Genomic DNA, 16,614 nt, shown 5'->3' with positions numbered 1-16,614 from the left:
TCTCCTGAAGTGGTGTTGCTGCTACAGGGCCGGCTGCACGCCGAAGGCCACAGCGAGCTTCATGATCTTTTCGGCGCGGCCCAGGCGCGGCAGGTCGGAGCCGTCCCGGATGACGCGGCCGCTGGCTTCGAAGTCGGCCATGAAGTCCGTGGCCCACGCGACGTCGGACGGCGTGGGGCTGATGACCTCGTTGATGACCGGGGTCTGGTCGATCGCGAGGCAGAGCTTGCCGGTCATCCCCATCATCACGGTGATGCCGGTCTGTTCGCGCAGGATCGGGTGGTTCGTGCCGACGGTCGGTCCGTCGATGGGGCCGGGCAGGTTGCCCACGCGGCTGGCCACAACCAGCTTGGCGCGGGGGTAGGCCATGGCTTCCGCGGTGGCCGCCATGCCGGTGTCGCGGCGGAAGTCGCCCGAGCCGAAGGCCAGGCGGAACGCGCCCTGGGCCTTGGCGATGTTGTTGGCTTCCTCGATGCCGACGGCGGACTCGACCAGGGGGATCACCGGGGTCTTGCCGTCCATCCGGTGGAAGCTCTCGGTCACCTGGTCGGCCGATTCGGTCTTGGCCAGCATGATGCCCAGCAGGCCGGGGGTGCCGCGCAGGCCGGCGAGGTCGTCGGCCCAGAACGGGCTGGTGGCGTCGTTGATCCGGACCCACGCGCTGCCGCCGGCGGTCAGCCAGTTCACGACGTTGGCGCGGGCGGTGTCCTTCTGGGAGGGGTCCACCGCGTCTTCGATGTCAAGGATGATCGCATCAGCCCGGGAGACGGCGGACTGGTCGAAGAGGTCGGTCTTCATCGCATTAACCAGCAGCCAGGAGCGGGCGATGTCGGCCGGGATGTTGCGTTGGGGCCGAAGTGATTCGGCGGTGGTCGTAGAGGTCATGCATCTACGCTAGCCGCCCGGGGGCACTTGCCGCTAAGCGATCCGGCCCTCAGGGGCGACCATTACGACCAAAATCACATCCCTGCCCAACCGGCCGGCAGCAGAAGCCGTTTTCAGGGCTCACCACGGCCTCGGCGGCCAGCCAGTTGGGTGGGGCTGGAGGGGGGGCGGGACTGGCTAGGGGATGTTGCTTCCCCGGGCCGCAACCCAGAGGCCGTACCACTCGGCGCGGGTCATCGCCGCGGCGGCCTCGGCGGCACCGGCGCAGGCGAGGATCCTGTCAGGGTTCGCGGTGCCGATCACGGGCGCAATCCCGGCAGGGTGCCTCATGAGCCAGCCCAGCACGATCGCCTCCCCTGTGGTCCCCTTCTCGGCGGCCAGGGCGGCCACGAGGGAGGTGGCGGCCTCCTCGGCCGGCGTCCGCGCGGCCGCCGGCGCCCCGGTGTAGAGGCCTCGGGCCAGCGACCCGTACGCCTGCAGCCGGATGCCGTTCCGGACGCAATGCTCCACGGTCCCGTGCGGGAAGCTGTAGTCCGTGCCCTCCGCATGGTTGACCAGCACCGTACTTTCCAGCCACGCCCGCTTCAGCAGGCTCATTTCGAGCTGGTTGCCCACCACGGGCACCTCGAGCCGGTCCTGCAGCATCTCGATCTGCGGGCCCGACATATTGGACACGCCCACGGCCCGCACCTTGCCTTCGGCCATGAGCTGCGCGACGGCGGAGGCCACCTCCGCCGGGTCCATCAGGGGATCGGGGCGGTGCAGCATGAGCACGTCGACGTAGTCCGTCCGGAGCCGGGCCAGGCTTTCGTTGACCCGCTCCAGGATGCCGTCCCGGCTGAGGTCGTAGTAGGCCTCCAGGCCCTGCTCATTGAGCCGGATGCCGCACTTGGTCTGCAGCCGGATCTTCTCCCGCAGCCCGGGGGTCCGGGCCAGGACCTCGCCAAAGACGGCTTCGGCCTTGCCATTGGTGTAGATGTCCGCGTGGTCGAACAGCGTGATGCCCGCGTTCATGGCGGCTTCGACGGCCGCGGCCGCCTCGTCCACGTGCGCGGACGAGTACGGCTCGGCCGACCAGTCGCCGCCCAGGCCCATGCAGCCGTAGACGAGTTCCTGGGGGAGGTTCCCGGCGTCGGCGGCCGTGCCGGGCGAAGCCTGCGGTGCGGGGATCACCGCAGCCAGACGGTGGTGTTGGCCGGCAGCTGTCCGCCGTCCAGCGGACCGCTGCTGACCAGCACCTCGCCGGCCGGCAGATCAACCGGCGCGTCGCCGAAGTTGGTCACCGTCTGCCAGCCGCCGGGGCGGCTGAAGCGCAGGACGTCGGCGCTGCCGGATTCCTGCCACTGCAGTTCCTCGGAGGTCTGCAGTTCGCGGCGCAGCTTCAGGGCTTTGCGGTAGAGCTCGAGGGTGGAGCCTTCCACGCCTTCCTGGACTGCCACGGCGTAGCGGCTGAACCAGGCCGGCTGCGGCAGGTGTGCGCCGCCGGCGCCGAAGCCGAACGAGGTGCCCTCCGGCGCCCACGGCAGCGGCACGCGGCAGCCGTCGCGGCCGATCTCCACGCCCTTATTCCGGAAGAAGGTGGGGTCCTGGCGCTCGGCGTCGGGGATCTCCGCGACTTCCTGCAGTCCCAGTTCCTCGCCCTGGTACAGGTAGGCAGAACCCGGCAGGGCCAGCATCAGCAAGGTGGCGGCACGGGCCCGGCGCAGGCCGAGTTCGACGTCGAGCTCCTCGACGGGGGCGCCGGCCAGCAGCCAACCCTTGCCGTCCTGGCCCTGGGCGTGCTTGCCGCCGCCCTGGGGCAGTCCGTAGCGGGTGGCGTGGCGGACGACGTCGTGGTTGGAGAAGACCCAGGTGGAGGAGGCGCCGGATTCCGTGGCCTCGGCAAGGTTCCGGGCGATGATTTCGCGGAATTCGCCGGCGTCGAAGTCGGCCTGCAGGAGGTCGAAGTTGAACGCCTGGCCCAGGCCCTCCGGGCTGGCGTAACGGGCGCGGCGGGTGGCGTGCACCCAGGCCTCGGCGACGGCGGTGCGCGGCGGGTTGTACTCGTTGAACACCTCGCGCCATTCGGCGTAGATCTCGTGGACTTCATCGCGGTCCCAGAACGGGTGCGAGCCGTCCGGGAAGCCGTCCGTTCCGGTGTTGGCGGCGCTGAGCTCCACCTTGGAGATCAGCGGCTCGGTGAGATCCTTGGTCAGCGCGTGGGCGACGTCGACGCGGAAGCCGTCCACGCCACGGTCGGACCAGAAGCGGAGCGTCTTGAGGAAGTCGTCGCGGATTTCCCGGTTGGCCCAGTTCAGGTCCGGCTGTTCCTTGGCGAAGATGTGCATGTACCACTGGCCGGGCGTGCCGTCGGGCTCGGTGATGCGCTCCCAGGCGGGGCCGCCGAAGACGGATTCCCAGTCCGACGGCGCGAGCTCGCCGTTTTCGCCGAGACCGTCGCGGAAAATGTAGCGGTCGCGGGCGGCGGAGCCGCGCGGGGAGGCCAGGGCCTCCTGGAACCATTTGTGCCGGTTCGAGGAGTGGTTGGGGACGATGTCGGCGATGAGCTTGATGCCGGCTGCGTGCAACGCGGCGGACATCTCGTCGAAGTCCGCCAGGGTGCCGAGCTTGGGGTCCACGTCGCGGTAGTCGTCGACGTCGTAGCCGCCGTCGGCGAGGGCCGAGGGGTAGAACGGGGAGAGCCAGACGGCGTCGATCCCGAGGTCCTTCAGGTACGGGACCTTGGCGGTGATGCCCTTGATGTCGCCCAGGCCATCACCGTTGGAGTCCGAAAAGCTCCGGGGGTAGATCTGGTACACCGATGCCTGGCGCCACCAGTTGGGGTCGGCGGCGAGATCGGAACCGGACAGGGTGGCCAGCGTGGCGGTGTTGGTCAAAGGAGATTCCTTCGGGTCTGGGAGGGCTTCTGGTAATTTAGATACAAGCTAAATATATTGCCTGAACAATTATGGGTCCGGGGACAGAAGAGGTCAAGAAGTGATGCCGCACGCAGCCGCCGCCACGCCGCAGCTGCTGCGCCGCGTCAACGCCCAGGCCGTGCTGCGCCACATCCGCGGCGCCGATGTTGCCACCGGAACCGAGCTGATGGCCCTGACCGGACTGACCCGGGCCTCGGTCATCGCCGTCTGCGAGGACCTGATCAGCCGGGGCTGGATCGTGGAGCAGGACCAGCCCACAGACCCCGGCAATCCGCGGAAAGGCCGGCCGGCCCGGCGCTTTGCCTTCAACCGGGAAGCGGGCTTCGTGCTGGGCCTGGACATCGGTGCCGCGACCACCACCGCCGCCGTGGCCGACCTCCGCGGCACGGTGATCGGCCGTTCCAGCGGGAGCTTCCGCGCGGCGGACATCCCCGCGCAGGAGCGGATCGGCGTCGTCGACCTCGCCTGCCGCCAGGCCTTGGAAGCAGCGGGGGCGGACCCGGGCAGGGTCCTGGCCGTCGGCGCCGGAATCGCCGCGCCGGTGGACCGCGACGGCAACGTTCTGGTGACGCAGCGGTTTTGGAGCCTGTTCGACGTCGGGCTCCGCTCCGCGCTGAAGGAACTGCACGGCTGGACGGTGCTCCTGGAGAACGACGCCAACCTGGCCGCGCTCGGTGAGCGCTGGCGCGGGTCCGGCGTCGGCGTCGATGATCTGGTGGTGCTCCTGGCGGGCGAACGGCTGGGCGCCGGCGTGATGGAATCCGGCCGCCTGCTCCACGGCCGCGGCGGGGCCGCCGGCGAGATGGGCTACCTGGACATGGTGGAGGGCGTTGGTTCCAGCGACGGCATCGCCGCCCTGGTGCGGCAGTGGTCGGCGGCCGGCGGCGGACCCTCCGCGGGCGGCCCGGCCAGCGCGCCGCGCGTCTTCGCGGACGCGGCCGCAGGTGATGCGGCGGCCCTGGCCATCCTGGACCGGATTTCGGAGCGCATGGCACGGGTCATCGCCTCGATCGCGAGCCTGATCAACCCCGAGCAGGTGGTGATCGGCGGCGCCGTCGCCGAGTCCGCCGGGGCGCTCCTGCCGGGCATCACAGCGCTGCTCCCCCGCTTCACCGCGACTCCCCCGCGGGTGACGGTCTCACCTCTGGGCGACGCAATCGTCACGGCAGGCGCGGTCCGGCACGCCCTGGACTACGTCGAGGCGAATGCCTTGGAGCTGGCCCTCCCCGCCCCGGCCTGACGGGTCGGGTCCGGCTCGTTCCCTTCGCGGGCCGGCCCGCCGGATTAGTCCAACGGGTCCAGCGCTGCCGCGAGCGGGAGTGTGCCGTCCCGGAACTCGATGGTGCGCCCGATCGTGGCCGGCAGCCCGAGGACCGCCGCCGCCACCAGGGCGACGTTGGCCCGGGCGGTTTCGGTGCCGTCCGACGCATCGGCGGGGTCGACGTCGATCATCCCGTTGCCGGGTCCCGCGGTCAGCGTTCCGGGGCCCAGGACGGTCCACTCAAGGCCTGAACCGCGCAGGTACTCATCCGCTGCGGCCTTGGCCTCGGCGTAGGCGAAGAAGCCGTTGTCCGCGGGGACGCCGTGGTCCGGCCCGGCACCGAAATAGGACACCATGACGTACCTGTTGACGCCCGCTTCCGCCGCGGCGTCCATGGAACGGATCGCGGCGTCGCGGTCCACGGCGTAGGTCCGCTCGGGGCTGCCTCCGCCGGCGCCGGCCGACCACACCACGGCGTCGTGTCCGCGGAGGGCTCCGGCGATCTGCGCCGTCGTCGCGTTCTCCACGTCCAGCAACGCCGGCGTGGCGCCTGTGGCCGCGACGTCGGCCGCATGGTCCGGGTTGCGGATAAAGGAGGTGACCCCGTGCCCTTCCGCCGCGAGGATCCTGGACAGTTCCAAAGCCACCTTGCCGTGGCCGCCGATGATTGCGATGCGCGTCATGGTCCCATTCTGTCCCACCGGAGCGCGAACTGCTGCGCCATGGTCCACAGGTTGGTGGTGGTCCAGTAGATCAGGACGCCGATGGGGAACACGATTCCGCCCACCCCGAAGACGACCGGCAGGCTGTACAGCAGCACCTTTTGCTGGGCCATGAGCGGAGTCGCAACAGCCTCGTCGGACAAGGTCCTTGCCATGATCTGCCGCTGCGTGATCAGCTGCGAGGCCGTCATGGCCAGGATCATCGCAATGGAGAGGACCCACACCGAGACTGGGCTGCCGCCGCCGCCGTGCAGCAGCGAGGCCGAGAGCGGGGCGCCGAAGATCGTGGACTGGTCGAACTGCACGACCTGCTCGGCGCTCATGGCTCCGACGCCTTCGCCCTGGCCGGCCGCGGCGCTGATGCCGGACAGCATCTGGAACAGCGCGAAGAAGAAGGGCATCTGGATCAGCAGGGGCAGGCAGGCCGAGAACGGGTTGGTGCCGTGCGCCTTGTAGAGGGCCATCTGTTCCTGCGCCATGGCCTGGCGGGAAACCGGATCGGTCTTGCCCCGGTACTTGTCCTGGAGCTTCTTCAGGTCCGGCTGCAACCGCCTCATGCGCTGCTGGACGTTGACCTGCTTGAGGAACACCGGGATCAGGGCGGCGCGGATGACCAGCACGAGCCCGATGATGGACAGCGTCCACGTCCAGCCGCTGGCCGCCGGCATGCCGATGGCGCTGAGTCCGTCATGGAAGCCCGCCATCATGGCTGAGACCAGCCATTTGAACGGGGCCATGATGGTGCCAAAAAGGTCCACTGATATCCCCAACCGTCAGATGCTGCACAGGTACGGTGAGGCTACACCTGGGCGGGCCTGAACGCAGAAAAACCCCCGGAATCCATGCGGATTCCGGGGGTCTTATCTGGTAGCGGTGGGGAGGCTCGATCTCCCGACCTCACGATTATGAGTCGTGCGCTCTAACCAACTGAGCTACACCGCCGTAAATGAGGAAAACCTGCGCTAAGCCGGTCAAAAACCGCCTTGACACAGGCCCTCATTCAGAGCCCCCCACCGGAATCGATCCGGTGACCTCGTTCTTACCAAGAACGCGCTCTACCACTGAGCTAGGGGGGCAACGAGTAAATACTCTACCGGAAGATTCGCCCACCAACAAATCGGCGGCCGAACGACGTCGGACCGGCCGGAAACAGCGGAAATCCGGGCTCCCAGGGCGGCCCGGGGAGCCCGGATCGGCTCCCGGGACCGGCCGGCGGCCGCGGCTGTGACCAAGCGAACACGGGGGCGGACGGCTTAAACAAGAACGGGCCGGCTCAGGGAGCCGGCCCGTTCTCAGATGGTGCTAGTGGTTACCACTTGTTGCGGGGCTTGAAGCCGCCCTCGGTGCGGGGCTTGCGGGTGTCCGCGCCGAAGGTGCGCTGCTCGGAACGCTCACTGAAGGAGCGGCCGCCACGGTCAGCGGAGGACCGCTCGCCGTCGCCCTTGCGGAATTCGCGCTTGAAGCCGCCGTTACCCTTGAAGTTGCCGCTGCCGCCGGAGTAGCCGCCGCGGTCGCCGCCACGGTTGCCCTGGTAGGAGCCGCGGTCCCCGGCCGGCTTGCGGCCGTTGTCGAGCTCGAGGTGGATCAGCTCGCCGCCGATCCGGGTGCGGGACAGTGCCTTGAGCTGATCGGCGCTCAGGTCCGCCGGGAGCTCCACGAGGGAGTGGTCCGAGCGGATGTCGATGCCGCCGATCTGGGCCGAGGAGATGCCGCCTTCGTTGGCAATGGCGCCAACGATGGAACCCGGCATGACGCGCTGGCGGCGTCCGACGGCGATCCGGTAGGTGGCGTTGCCCTCGGTCAGGGTGCGGGTCGGGCCGCGTGAGCCGAAGCCGTCCTTGGAGCGCTCGCGCTTCTGGAACTCGGGCGCTGCGGGCAGTTCCTTGACCAGCAGCGGCTGTCCGCCCTGGGCCATGACGGCCAGTGCGGCGGCGATCTCCGAGGCCGGCACGTTGTGCTCTTCCTCGTAGGAGGAGATCAGGTCCCGGAACGCTGCAACGTCCTCGGACGCGAGGGTCTCCGTGATGCGCTCGGCGAACTTGCCCAGGCGCAGCGTGTTGACGGTCTCGGCCGTGGGCAGGTGCATCTGCTCCACCGGCTGGCGGGTTGCCTTCTCAATGGAACGCAGCAGGTACTTCTCCCGCGGCGTCATGAACAGGATCGCGTCGCCGGAACGGCCTGCGCGGCCGGTGCGGCCGATGCGGTGGACGTAGGACTCGGTGTCGTGCGGGATGTCGTAGTTGACCACGTGGCTGACGCGCTCGACGTCCAGGCCGCGGGCGGCAACGTCGGTGGCCACCAGGATGTCGATCTTGCCGTCGCGCAGGGCCTCGACCGTGCGCTCACGCTGCTGCTGCGGGATGTCGCCGTTGATGGCGGCAGCCTGGAAGCCGCGCGAGCGCAGCTTGTCGGCGAGGTCCTCGGTGGCCATCTTGGTGCGGACGAAGGCGATGACGCCCTCGAACTCTTCGACCTCGAGGATGCGGGTCAGCGCATCGAGCTTGTGCGGGCCCATGACCTGCAGGTAGCGCTGGCGGGTGTTGGCGCCCGTGGTGGTCTTGGACTTGACCTGCACCTCGGCCGGGTTGTTCAGGTACTGCTTGGAGAGCCGGCGGATCTGGCTCGGCATCGTGGCGGAGAACAGCGCAACCTGGCGGCCCGCGGGGGTCTGCTGGAAGATCTGCTCAACGTCTTCGGCGAAGCCCATGCGGAGCATCTCGTCGGCCTCATCCAGCACGAGGTACTGGAGTTCGGACAGGTCCAGGGAACCCTTGGCGATGTGGTCGATGACGCGGCCGGGGGTACCGACAACAACCTGGGCGCCGCGGCGCAGGCCGGCGAGCTGCGGGCCGTAGGCGGAGCCGCCGTATACCGGGAGGACGGTGAAGTCGTCGATGTGCTTGGCGTAGGAGGTGAAGGCCTCGGCAACCTGGAGCGCGAGCTCGCGGGTGGGAGCCAGCACCAGGGCCTGGGTCTTGCGCGACGGGCCGTTGAGGTCGTGGAGCTCGGCCAGGCGGGACAGCGCCGGTACTGCGAATGCTGCAGTCTTACCGGTGCCCGTCTGGGCCAGGCCCACGACGTCGCGGCCTTCGAGCAGCAGCGGGATGGTTGCTGCCTGGATCGGGGACGGCTTCTCGTAGCCGACGTCCTGCAGGGCGGCGAGGACACGGCCATCGATTCCGAGGTCTACGAACTTGACGCCTTCTTCCTCGGCGTCCTCGTCCTTTGCCGGGGCGGAGGTGGCCTCGGTCTTGGTCTCAGCCTGCGGGGCAGCTTCGGCAGTCTCGGCGGCCGGTGCTACAAAGTTCGCAGGAGCCTCGGTGAATTCCGGGGCGGAGCCGGCTGCGGGGGCAGCCGTTTCAGAAGTCTCGACGTCGCCCTGGCTAGTCGCGGTGGCGAGTTCGGTGTCGACGGAGTTGTTCTGATTTTCGGGCATAGGTGAAATTTCCTCATCCATAGGGGCCAAGCGGCACAACCCGAGGTGAGCGGAGCCGCAGTACGCGTGACACGAGTGCCGGGCGTACGGTTGACCGGCGGGTCACAGAAGTCCGGCGCTTTCGCAATCCCGTGGCAGGACTTCCCGCTGCATCTCTTGGCTGCTATCCCAGCAGTCTGTACAGCGTTTTCTTTTGCCGGCTCTCCCTATGAAAATGCCCGCATCACATTTGCGGGCCCCAACACTTGCCAGTCCTGCCTCAAGAATTGGGCAGGAATAAGGGATTTCCGGAGTGGGGGATATTTCAAGTGTAGGGCATCGAACAGAACAGTGGTAATTGAGAGGCCGACGGCGGCTGGTGAGCTTGCGCACACCGGCCCCCACGCCTAGACCCCGAGACGGCGCTGCAGCTGCTCGAACCTCTGGTGGTACTCGGGCTGCAGGCGGATCTGGCCGTCGGCGTCGGCGTCGCGCAGTGCCTCCATGTCCTCCAGGGTGGGGTCGGTGAACCACTTGGCGATCGTCACGCCGTGGGCGGGGACAAAGAGCCGGTGGATGTGGTCTCCGGCTTCGATGCTGCCGGTCCGGACCACCCGGAGGTAGGTGCCCACCCGGCCCGCCTCGGTGAACCGCTGGACCCAGTGGGGCTCGCCCATCCGCCGCTGGAAGGTGGCGCAGGGGATGCGCGGGGAGGTGACTTCCACCTCGACGTCCAGTCCGATCTTCCAGCGTTCGCCGATTACGGCGGTGGAGGCGTTGAGGCCCGTGATCCGCAGGTTTTCGCCGAAGATGCCCGCCGGCATATCCCGCCCGAGCTCGCCGGCCCAGTAGTCGGCGTCGTCCTGCGAATACGCGTAGAGTGCCTGGTCCTCGCCGCCGTGGTGGATCCTGCTGGCCTGGACATCGCCGCGCAGGCCAAGTTTGTGGACTTTCACCGGTCCATCAACGGGGCGCTTGTCGATCGCGGTGACCCCGACGCTGCCGGGATCATCGAGCAGCTGGTGAACCCTGCAGACAGCAAGCACGGATGCGGTTTCCATGGCACCAGTGTAGGCCTGCGGCGCGCCCGCGGCCGGGGACCCAGCGCCGGTCCGCTTCCCCCGCGCCCGCTGCAGACACGGCCGGCCCTTTCCATCGCCCCGGATCCGGAGGCCGGTTAGGCTGGCGTCGGGAAAAGCACGCAAGCCTTCCGCGGGATATCCTGCGGCCAGACGTGAGGGGACACATTTGGGCCGAAACGACGAGCACCCGGACGCGCAGCGGCCGGACCGGAAGCAGCCTCCGTGGCAGATTCCACAGCCTGAGCTCCGGCCCGAGCTGCAGAACCAGTCCGGCCAGCCCGCGCCGGGACTTCCGGCAGACGCCACGGCCCCCGCCGTCATTGACCCCTTCGCCCTGGAACGCGAGCGCGGCCTGGCGGGCGCGGCGGCGCGGAAGAAGCGCCTGCAGCGCCGTACCGTCGTCGTCGGGCTGGGCGTCACGGCGCTCCTGGCCGGCACGATCACCGCCATGGTGGCCAGCAACGAGGACGAGGCCGATTACGCGCAGGTGTGCTTCAACGACGACACCGGCGAGCGGGTCGATGATGCCCAGTGCAACAACAGCAGCACGGACGGCCGCAGCTCCGGCATCTACGCCTGGTACTTCTACTCCCGCGGCGCCAGCGTGCCCGGGTTGGGCCAGAACCGGTCGGGCTACCCCAGCTACAGCAGGACCGTTCCCACCGGGGCCAAGGCGTCCACGGGGTACAGCCCCACGGGCGGCACGGTCAGCAGGGGCGGCTTCGGCGGCAGCGCCAAGGGCGGAAGCACAGGAGGCTAGGGATGAAACGACTGGGATCCGCGCCGCGGCCGGACTGGAAAGAGCGGATTGAAGCACAGGGTCTGGTTTTCTCCACCACGGCCCTGCCCGACGGCACGAACGTCGAGTACTGGCACGAAGGCGCCTACTACGAATTCACCATGGATGAAGTGGAGACCCTCGAACAGGCCGCGGAGGACATGCACCGCATGTGCCTCGAGGCCGCGAAGTTCCTCGCCACCGGCGCCATGGGCAACATCGGGATCGGGCCGCAGGCACTGGAACTGGCGGCCGCATCGCTGCAGGCCGGCGATGTGGACGTCTACGGCCGCTTCGACTTCGTCTACGACGGCCGGGGCGGCCCGGCCAAGATGCTGGAGTACAACGCGGACACTCCTACCGGACTCATTGAGGCCGCCGTGGCCCAGTGGTTCTGGCTGCAGGACGTCTTTCCCGATAAGGACCAGTGGAACGGCATCCATGAAGCCCTCATCCGGCAGTGGAAGAGGCTGCAGTACCGCACCGGCATGAGCACGCTCCACGTCGCCCACTCCGAGGCGGAAGAATCCGGCGAGGACTGGATGACGGCGGCCTACATGCGGGACGTCGCGAGCCAGGCCGGCTGGACCACCATCGGGATCAATATGTCCGACATCGGCTGGGATCCGAACCTTAACCGTTTCGTGGACCTGGACAACTTCATGATCAGCACCATGTTCAAGCTCTACCCCTGGGAACTGATGATGAAGGAGCCGTTCGGGCAGCGGCTGCTGCAGCGCGCCCACAATCCGCGCTGGGTGGAGCCGGCCTGGAAGATGCTTCTGTCCAACAAGGCCCTGCTCGCGGCGCTCTGGCACCTGTACCCGGACCACCCCAACCTGCTTCCGGCCTATCTTGACGGCCCCGGGCCGCTGAAGGAGTGGGTGGCCAAGCCGCTGCACGGCCGCGAAGGGGACAACATCAGGATCCACGCCGCCGGCATCGACCTCGAACAGCCCGGCGGCTATGGCCGGGAAGGCTGGTGTTACCAGCAGTTCCACGCCCTTCCCGATTTCGACGGCAACCGCCCGGTGCTCGGCCTCTGGGTGGTCGACGGCGAATCGGTCGGTTGCGGCATCCGCGAATCGGACGGGCCCATCACCGACTACTTCTGCCGCTTCGTGCCCAACACGATTGACGCGCCCGCCCCGACCTCGAACCAGGCCCACTCCAGCAAGGCAGGTATTGCCCTATGAGCACCGGAACCACGACGACGGCCGGCGGTCCCGGGGGTCAGGCGGCAGTTCCCGCCAAGGGACTGCGCGCCGGGATCCTGGATCTCGGGGACTCCGTCATGCTGGGGCTGGCCTCCACCGCGCCGGTCTATTCGCTCGCGGCGACCTTGGGACTGATCGTGGCTGTGAGCGGCAACTACACTCCGTTGATCCTGCTGCTGGGCTTCGTGCCCGTGCTCTTCATCGCCTTCGCCTTCCGTGAGCTCAACAGCGCCATGCCGGACTGCGGGACCACCTTCATCTGGGCCGGCCGGGCGTTCGGTCCCTGGGCCGGCTGGCTGGGCGGGTGGGGCGTGGCCCTGGCCGGCGTCGTGGTCCTGGCCAATCTCGCCCAGGTCGCCGGGCAGTACCTGTGGCTGCTGATCGGCGACGGTTCGCTGGCCGGGAACAGCCTCGTGGTCACCGCCACCGGCGTGCTGTTCATCGTGTTCATGACCCTTGTGAACTACCGCGGCATCCGCCTCGGGGAACATGTCCAGCGGGTCCTGACCTACGTGCAGTACCTCTCGCTGGGCATCTTCGCGATGGCAATCATCTTCCGGATCGCGGGAGGGGTGCCCGGCGGGGCCACCGGCCAAGCCTTCGACCTTGAGTGGTTCAACCCCGCCGGTGCGTTCGCCGATCCCGGCGCGGTGGTGCACGGTGCCCTGCTGGCCCTGTTCATCTACTGGGGCTGGGACACCTGCCTCGCGGTGAACGAGGAGACAGAGAACCCTGCCACCACGCCCGGCCGCGGCGCCGTCATTTCGGCGCTCGTCCTCGTGGCGATCTACGTCTCTGTGGCCCTCCTGGTGATGATGTATGCCACGGTGGGCACGGAAGGCATAGGGCTGGGCAATGAGGCCAACCAGGACGATGTCTTCCTCGCCATGAAGGACGTGGTGCTGGGCCCGTGGGGCTGGCTGATCGTCGTCGCCGTCCTGGCGTCGGTGCTGTCCTCAACCCAGACCACCATCCTTCCCACGGCCCGCGGCGCCTTGTCGATGGGCGTGCACGGAGCCGTGCCGCGCCGGTTCGGCGAGGTCCACCCGCGCCACCAGACGCCGGGGTATTCCACCCAGGTTATGGGTGCCGCGGCCGTCGCCTATTACGTCCTGATGAGCGTCCTGAGCGGGAACCTGCTCGCCGACTCCATCAGTTCGATCAGCCTGTTCATCGCGTTCTACTACGCCCTGACCGGTTTCGCCTGCGTCTGGTACTTCCGGGCGACCCTGCGCGGCTCGGCCCGGAACTTCTGGTTCCGCGGCGTCATGCCCCTGCTCGGCGCTCTTATGCTGACTGCGGCATTCTTCGTCTCGGCGGTGCAGATGTGGGATCCGGACTACGGTGATACGCAGATCTTCGGCGTCGGCGGGGCCTTCATCAGTGGCGTGCTGCTCCTGGGGCTGGGCGTGGCGCTGGCCGCCGTCTGCCGTTTCGCGCCGTCCACGCGGGGCTACTTTCTCCAGCACCAGCCCGCCGCCGGCAAGCCACTGCAGGTGCGGCCGTAGGATGCTGGCATGAGCAACGAAGCTGGCATGAGCACTGAGGCCAATCTTTCCGACGTCTCCGATGTCCTGGCCATCGATTCCCTGCTGAGCGCCGAGGAGCGCAGCGTGCGCGAGCGCGTCCGCGATTTCACGAACCAGCGGATCCGGCCGGGTATCGCCGGCTGGTACGAGGACGCCGTGTTCCCCCTCGAACTCGCCCCGGAACTTGGCGAGCTCGGCGTGCTCGGCATGCACCTGGAGGGCTACGGCTGCCCCGGCCGCTCCGCCGTCGAATATGGCCTCGCGGCCATGGAACTCGAGGCCGGCGATTCCGGCGTCCGCACGTTCGTCTCCGTGCAGGGCTCGCTCGCCATGACGGCCATCCACAAGTGGGGTTCCGAGGACCAAAAGCAGGAGTGGCTCCCCCGGATGGCCGCCGGTGAGCTGATCGGCGCGTTTGCCCTGACCGAACCCACGGCCGGCTCGGACCCTGCCTCGATGAAGACCTTTGCCCGCCGCGACGGCTCCGGCGACGACGCCGGCTGGATCCTGGACGGCGCCAAACGGTGGATCGGGCTCGCCTCCGTGGCGGGCGTGCTGGTGGTGTGGGCCATGACCGACGACGGCGTGCGCGGCTTCCTCGTCCCCGCCGGCACCGCGGGCGTCACCGCGACGCCGATCGGTCAGAAGCTCTCGATGCGCGCCTCCATTCAGTGCGACATCACGTTCGACGCCGTCCGGCTGGGCCCGGAGGCGCTGCTGCCGGCGGCGCGCGGGCTGCGCGGCCCGTTCTCCTGCCTCAACGAGGCCCGGTACGGGATCGCGTGGGGTGCGATGGGTGCCGCCCGGGATTCCTACGAGGCTGCCCTGGCCTACTCCCAGGAGCGGCTGCAGTTCGGCAAGCCGCTGGCCGGGTACCAGCTGACGCAGGAGAAACTCGTGAACATGGTCCTGGAGATCCAGAAGGGCACGCTCGTGGCCCTGCACCTGGGCCGGCTCAAGGACGCCGGCAGGCTGCGTCCGGAGCAGATCTCGCTCGGCAAGCTGAACAACGTGCGGGAAGCGCTCGCCATTGCCCGGGAGGCGCGCACCATTCTGGGCGGCAACGGCATCACGCTGGACCATTCCCCGCTGCGGCACGCCGCCAACCTGGAATCGGTCCGCACCTACGAAGGCACCGACGAGGTCCACACCCTGATCCTGGGCCAGCACATCACGGGTCTCCCCGCCTTCCGCTAAGCCCGGGGGCATTTCGCGTCAGTGTTTCCCGGTCAGACCGGTCGCGCGATACGGATGAGGCAAGGGAAACAAGTGGTGTCTGCCCGGTTTTCGGGTAGCCAGCACTCGTGTTCTCCCTGGGGCGCATTCGTACAGTGGTGCCATCGCCACCGGACCGGCGGCAGCCAAATGCCCGGCGGGTCGGGCAGGCTGCGAAGTAAAGGGGGACATCATGACTCTCAACGCAAAGCCAGCCGCGTGGACGCTTCGGCTTCTCCCGGCACGTCACGCCACGGCCAGCGCGGGCGTGAACGACCGGGACATTTCCGCCGCTGGCCAGCGACCCCGCCGGTACCGCGCCCGCATCAGCGCGGCACTCGTCCTGGACCGCAACCGACTTCAGGAGAGCACAGGGACGCTCCAGTCCTGGAGGTTCCACGACTTCGTCAGCACATTCCAGCTCATGCTTCCCCACCGGGTCGAAAAGATCCACCAGGCCTTGGCCGCCGGGGACTGGGAGGACGCACGCCTCGCCGCCCAAAGCCTGTCCTGGTCCGCAGCCAAGGCCGGTGCGTGCCGGCTCGAACTCATCGCCGACCTCATTGATGCCGACCTCCGGTCCGGACGCAACGCCCGGGCACGGGAGACGGCCTGCCTCCTCCAGGGCGCCGCCACGGACCTGGCAACAGCCCTCGCCCGGCTGAGCGCCGGCTGACCGGATCCGGCCGCCACCGGATGCTGTCCCATCACCACACCGGACGTGACGTGTCATGCCAGCCCGGCTTCCGATCAGGCGGGGTCAGGGTCCCTCAGGCGGAGAATCCGCCGTCGGCTTTGACCAGCTGCCCGGACATCCAGCGGCCCTCGGGCGAGAGCAGGAACGCGACGGTGCCGGCCACGTCCGCCGGGGTGCCCAGCCGGCCGCCGGGGTGCCGCCGGGCCAGTTCGTCACGGAGCGGCTCATCCATCCAGCCGGTATCCACCGGTCCCGGGTTCAGGACGTTGGCGCTGACCCCCAAGGGGCCGAGCTCCCGGGCCGCGGCAATCACGATGCGGTCCAGGGCGCCCTTTGATGCCCCGTAGGGCAGGTTGAAGGCGGTGTGGTCGCTGGTCAGCGCCACGATGGCCCCGCCGTCGGGACCGGCCTGCCGGGCGAATGCGGCAATCAACTGCCAACTGGCCCGGGTGTTGACCGCAAAGTGCCGCTCGAAGCTCTCCAGGGATGTGTCCAGGATGGACGAGTCCACGGATTCGGCGTGGCTGAGCACCAGTCCCTGCAGGGTTCCGGCCTCCGCCGCGGCGGCGGACATCAGCCGGTCCACGGCCTGCGGGTCCTGGAAATCCGCCGGCAGAGACACGACGGCGGCGCCGGTCGCCTGGAGCTCGGCGGTGAGGCGTTCGACGTCGTCCGGCTGGACTCCCCACGGCATCCGGGCGTCGTAGTCCTGCCAGTACGTCAGCACGAGGTCCCAGCCGTCCGCAGCGAGGCGGCGCGCGATGCCTGCGCCGATTCCGGCAAGGCGGCCGACCCCGGTAACAAGGGCCGTCTTACGTGTGTCAGGGGAACTCATGCCGAACAGCCTAGCGGCGGCGGGCGGCGCCTACTAACAGCGCGGCCTACTACGCCCGGC

At 68.7% G+C, this 16,614-nt stretch carries 14 protein-coding genes and 2 tRNA genes; 6 read left to right on the top strand and 10 right to left on the bottom strand.

Going from position 1 to position 16,614, the window contains the following annotated elements; translation table 11 throughout:
• Positions 1-21 precede the first annotated feature (21 nt).
• The 3 genes from C560_RS0106135 to C560_RS0106125 form a co-directional block, all read right to left on the bottom strand.
• A complete protein-coding gene (locus tag C560_RS0106135; RefSeq protein WP_018773610.1) occupies positions 22-885 on the bottom strand; it encodes an HpcH/HpaI aldolase/citrate lyase family protein in 864 nt (287 codons plus the stop codon).
• Between the two features lie 177 nt (positions 886-1,062).
• A complete protein-coding gene (locus C560_RS0106130; RefSeq protein ID WP_081801638.1) occupies positions 1,063-2,058 on the bottom strand; it encodes an aldo/keto reductase in 996 nt (331 codons plus the stop codon).
• A complete protein-coding gene (locus C560_RS0106125; protein ID WP_026537536.1) occupies positions 2,055-3,761 on the bottom strand; it encodes a glycoside hydrolase family 13 protein in 1,707 nt (568 codons plus the stop codon). Before C560_RS0106125 ends, C560_RS0106130 begins: the two co-directional genes overlap by 4 nt.
• A gap of 103 nt (positions 3,762-3,864) precedes the next feature.
• Between C560_RS0106125 and C560_RS0106120 the strand changes: the two genes are divergently transcribed.
• Complete coding sequence (locus C560_RS0106120) at positions 3,865-5,043, top strand: ROK family transcriptional regulator (protein WP_026537535.1); 1,179 nt, start codon at positions 3,865-3,867, stop codon at positions 5,041-5,043.
• Between the two features lie 44 nt (positions 5,044-5,087).
• Here C560_RS0106120 and C560_RS0106115 read toward each other — a convergent pair whose 3' ends face one another.
• The 6 genes from C560_RS0106115 to C560_RS0106090 form a co-directional block, all read right to left on the bottom strand.
• Entirely contained in the window at positions 5,088-5,747 is a 660-nt protein-coding gene (locus tag C560_RS0106115) for an NAD(P)H-binding protein (protein ID WP_026537534.1), read from the bottom strand.
• A complete protein-coding gene (yidC, locus tag C560_RS0106110; RefSeq protein WP_026537533.1) occupies positions 5,744-6,544 on the bottom strand; it encodes a membrane protein insertase YidC in 801 nt (266 codons plus the stop codon). Before yidC ends, C560_RS0106115 begins: the two co-directional genes overlap by 4 nt.
• 107 nt (positions 6,545-6,651) lie before the next feature.
• Positions 6,652-6,728 (bottom strand) — tRNA-Met (locus C560_RS0106105).
• A gap of 62 nt (positions 6,729-6,790) precedes the next feature.
• Positions 6,791-6,862: transfer RNA gene (locus tag C560_RS0106100), tRNA-Thr, on the bottom strand.
• Positions 6,863-7,095: 233 nt separating this feature from the next.
• Positions 7,096-9,222: a DEAD/DEAH box helicase gene (locus C560_RS0106095; protein ID WP_026537532.1), complete on the bottom strand. Its 2,127-nt coding sequence runs from the start codon at positions 9,220-9,222 to the stop codon at positions 7,096-7,098.
• Positions 9,223-9,608: 386 nt separating this feature from the next.
• The gene (locus tag C560_RS0106090; protein ID WP_026537531.1) at positions 9,609-10,262 is read right to left on the bottom strand and encodes an MOSC domain-containing protein; all 654 of its coding nucleotides are present in this window, start codon (positions 10,260-10,262) and stop codon (positions 9,609-9,611) included.
• A 187-nt stretch (positions 10,263-10,449) separates the two neighbouring features.
• On the opposite strand from C560_RS0106090, the gene C560_RS0106085 reads away from it, so the two are divergent.
• The 5 genes from C560_RS0106085 (at position 10,450) to C560_RS0106065 (ending at position 15,698) form a co-directional block, all read left to right on the top strand.
• On the top strand, positions 10,450-11,043 hold the full coding sequence (locus tag C560_RS0106085; protein WP_026537530.1) for a hypothetical protein: 594 nt from the start codon (positions 10,450-10,452) through the stop codon (positions 11,041-11,043).
• Between the two features lie 2 nt (positions 11,044-11,045).
• Positions 11,046-12,257 carry a glutathionylspermidine synthase family protein gene (locus C560_RS0106080; RefSeq protein ID WP_018773600.1) on the top strand — a complete coding sequence of 404 codons (1,212 nt, stop codon included), beginning with the start codon at positions 11,046-11,048 and terminating at the stop codon, positions 12,255-12,257.
• Positions 12,254-13,786 (top strand): APC family permease, encoded by a 1,533-nt coding sequence (locus C560_RS0106075; protein WP_026537529.1) that lies wholly within the window; start codon positions 12,254-12,256, stop codon positions 13,784-13,786. The genes C560_RS0106080 and C560_RS0106075 overlap by 4 nt, the downstream gene beginning before the upstream one ends.
• A gap of 9 nt (positions 13,787-13,795) precedes the next feature.
• Complete coding sequence (locus tag C560_RS0106070; protein WP_051533034.1) at positions 13,796-15,004, top strand: acyl-CoA dehydrogenase family protein; 1,209 nt, start codon at positions 13,796-13,798, stop codon at positions 15,002-15,004.
• A gap of 211 nt (positions 15,005-15,215) precedes the next feature.
• The gene (locus C560_RS0106065; protein WP_155855748.1) at positions 15,216-15,698 is read left to right on the top strand and encodes a hypothetical protein; all 483 of its coding nucleotides are present in this window, start codon (positions 15,216-15,218) and stop codon (positions 15,696-15,698) included.
• Positions 15,699-15,792: 94 nt separating this feature from the next.
• On the opposite strand, the gene C560_RS0106060 is transcribed toward C560_RS0106065, so the two are convergent.
• On the bottom strand, positions 15,793-16,554 hold the full coding sequence (locus tag C560_RS0106060) for an SDR family oxidoreductase (protein WP_026537526.1): 762 nt from the start codon (positions 16,552-16,554) through the stop codon (positions 15,793-15,795).
• Positions 16,555-16,614: the final 60 nt, after the last annotated feature.

Source organism: Arthrobacter sp. 9MFCol3.1 (assembly GCF_000620385.1).
GTDB lineage: Bacteria > Actinomycetota > Actinomycetes > Actinomycetales > Micrococcaceae > Arthrobacter.
Note: the sequence above shows the minus strand (reverse complement) of the source record. Positions and strands in the feature narration are given on the sequence as shown.

Coding starts and splice junctions, on each gene's coding strand:
- C560_RS0106135 (WP_018773610.1), bottom strand. CDS start 885: ATGACCTCTACGACCACCGCCGAATCACTTCGGCCCCAACGCAACATC.
- C560_RS0106120 (WP_026537535.1), top strand. CDS start 3,865: ATGCCGCACGCAGCCGCCGCCACGCCGCAGCTGCTGCGCCGCGTCAAC.
- C560_RS0106115 (WP_026537534.1), bottom strand. CDS start 5,747: ATGACGCGCATCGCAATCATCGGCGGCCACGGCAAGGTGGCTTTGGAA.
- C560_RS0106095 (WP_026537532.1), bottom strand. CDS start 9,222: ATGCCCGAAAATCAGAACAACTCCGTCGACACCGAACTCGCCACCGCG.
- C560_RS0106090 (WP_026537531.1), bottom strand. CDS start 10,262: ATGGAAACCGCATCCGTGCTTGCTGTCTGCAGGGTTCACCAGCTGCTC.
- C560_RS0106080 (WP_018773600.1), top strand. CDS start 11,046: ATGAAACGACTGGGATCCGCGCCGCGGCCGGACTGGAAAGAGCGGATT.
- C560_RS0106075 (WP_026537529.1), top strand. CDS start 12,254: ATGAGCACCGGAACCACGACGACGGCCGGCGGTCCCGGGGGTCAGGCG.
- C560_RS0106070 (WP_051533034.1), top strand. CDS start 13,796: ATGAGCAACGAAGCTGGCATGAGCACTGAGGCCAATCTTTCCGACGTC.
- C560_RS0106065 (WP_155855748.1), top strand. CDS start 15,216: ATGACTCTCAACGCAAAGCCAGCCGCGTGGACGCTTCGGCTTCTCCCG.
- C560_RS0106060 (WP_026537526.1), bottom strand. CDS start 16,554: ATGAGTTCCCCTGACACACGTAAGACGGCCCTTGTTACCGGGGTCGGC.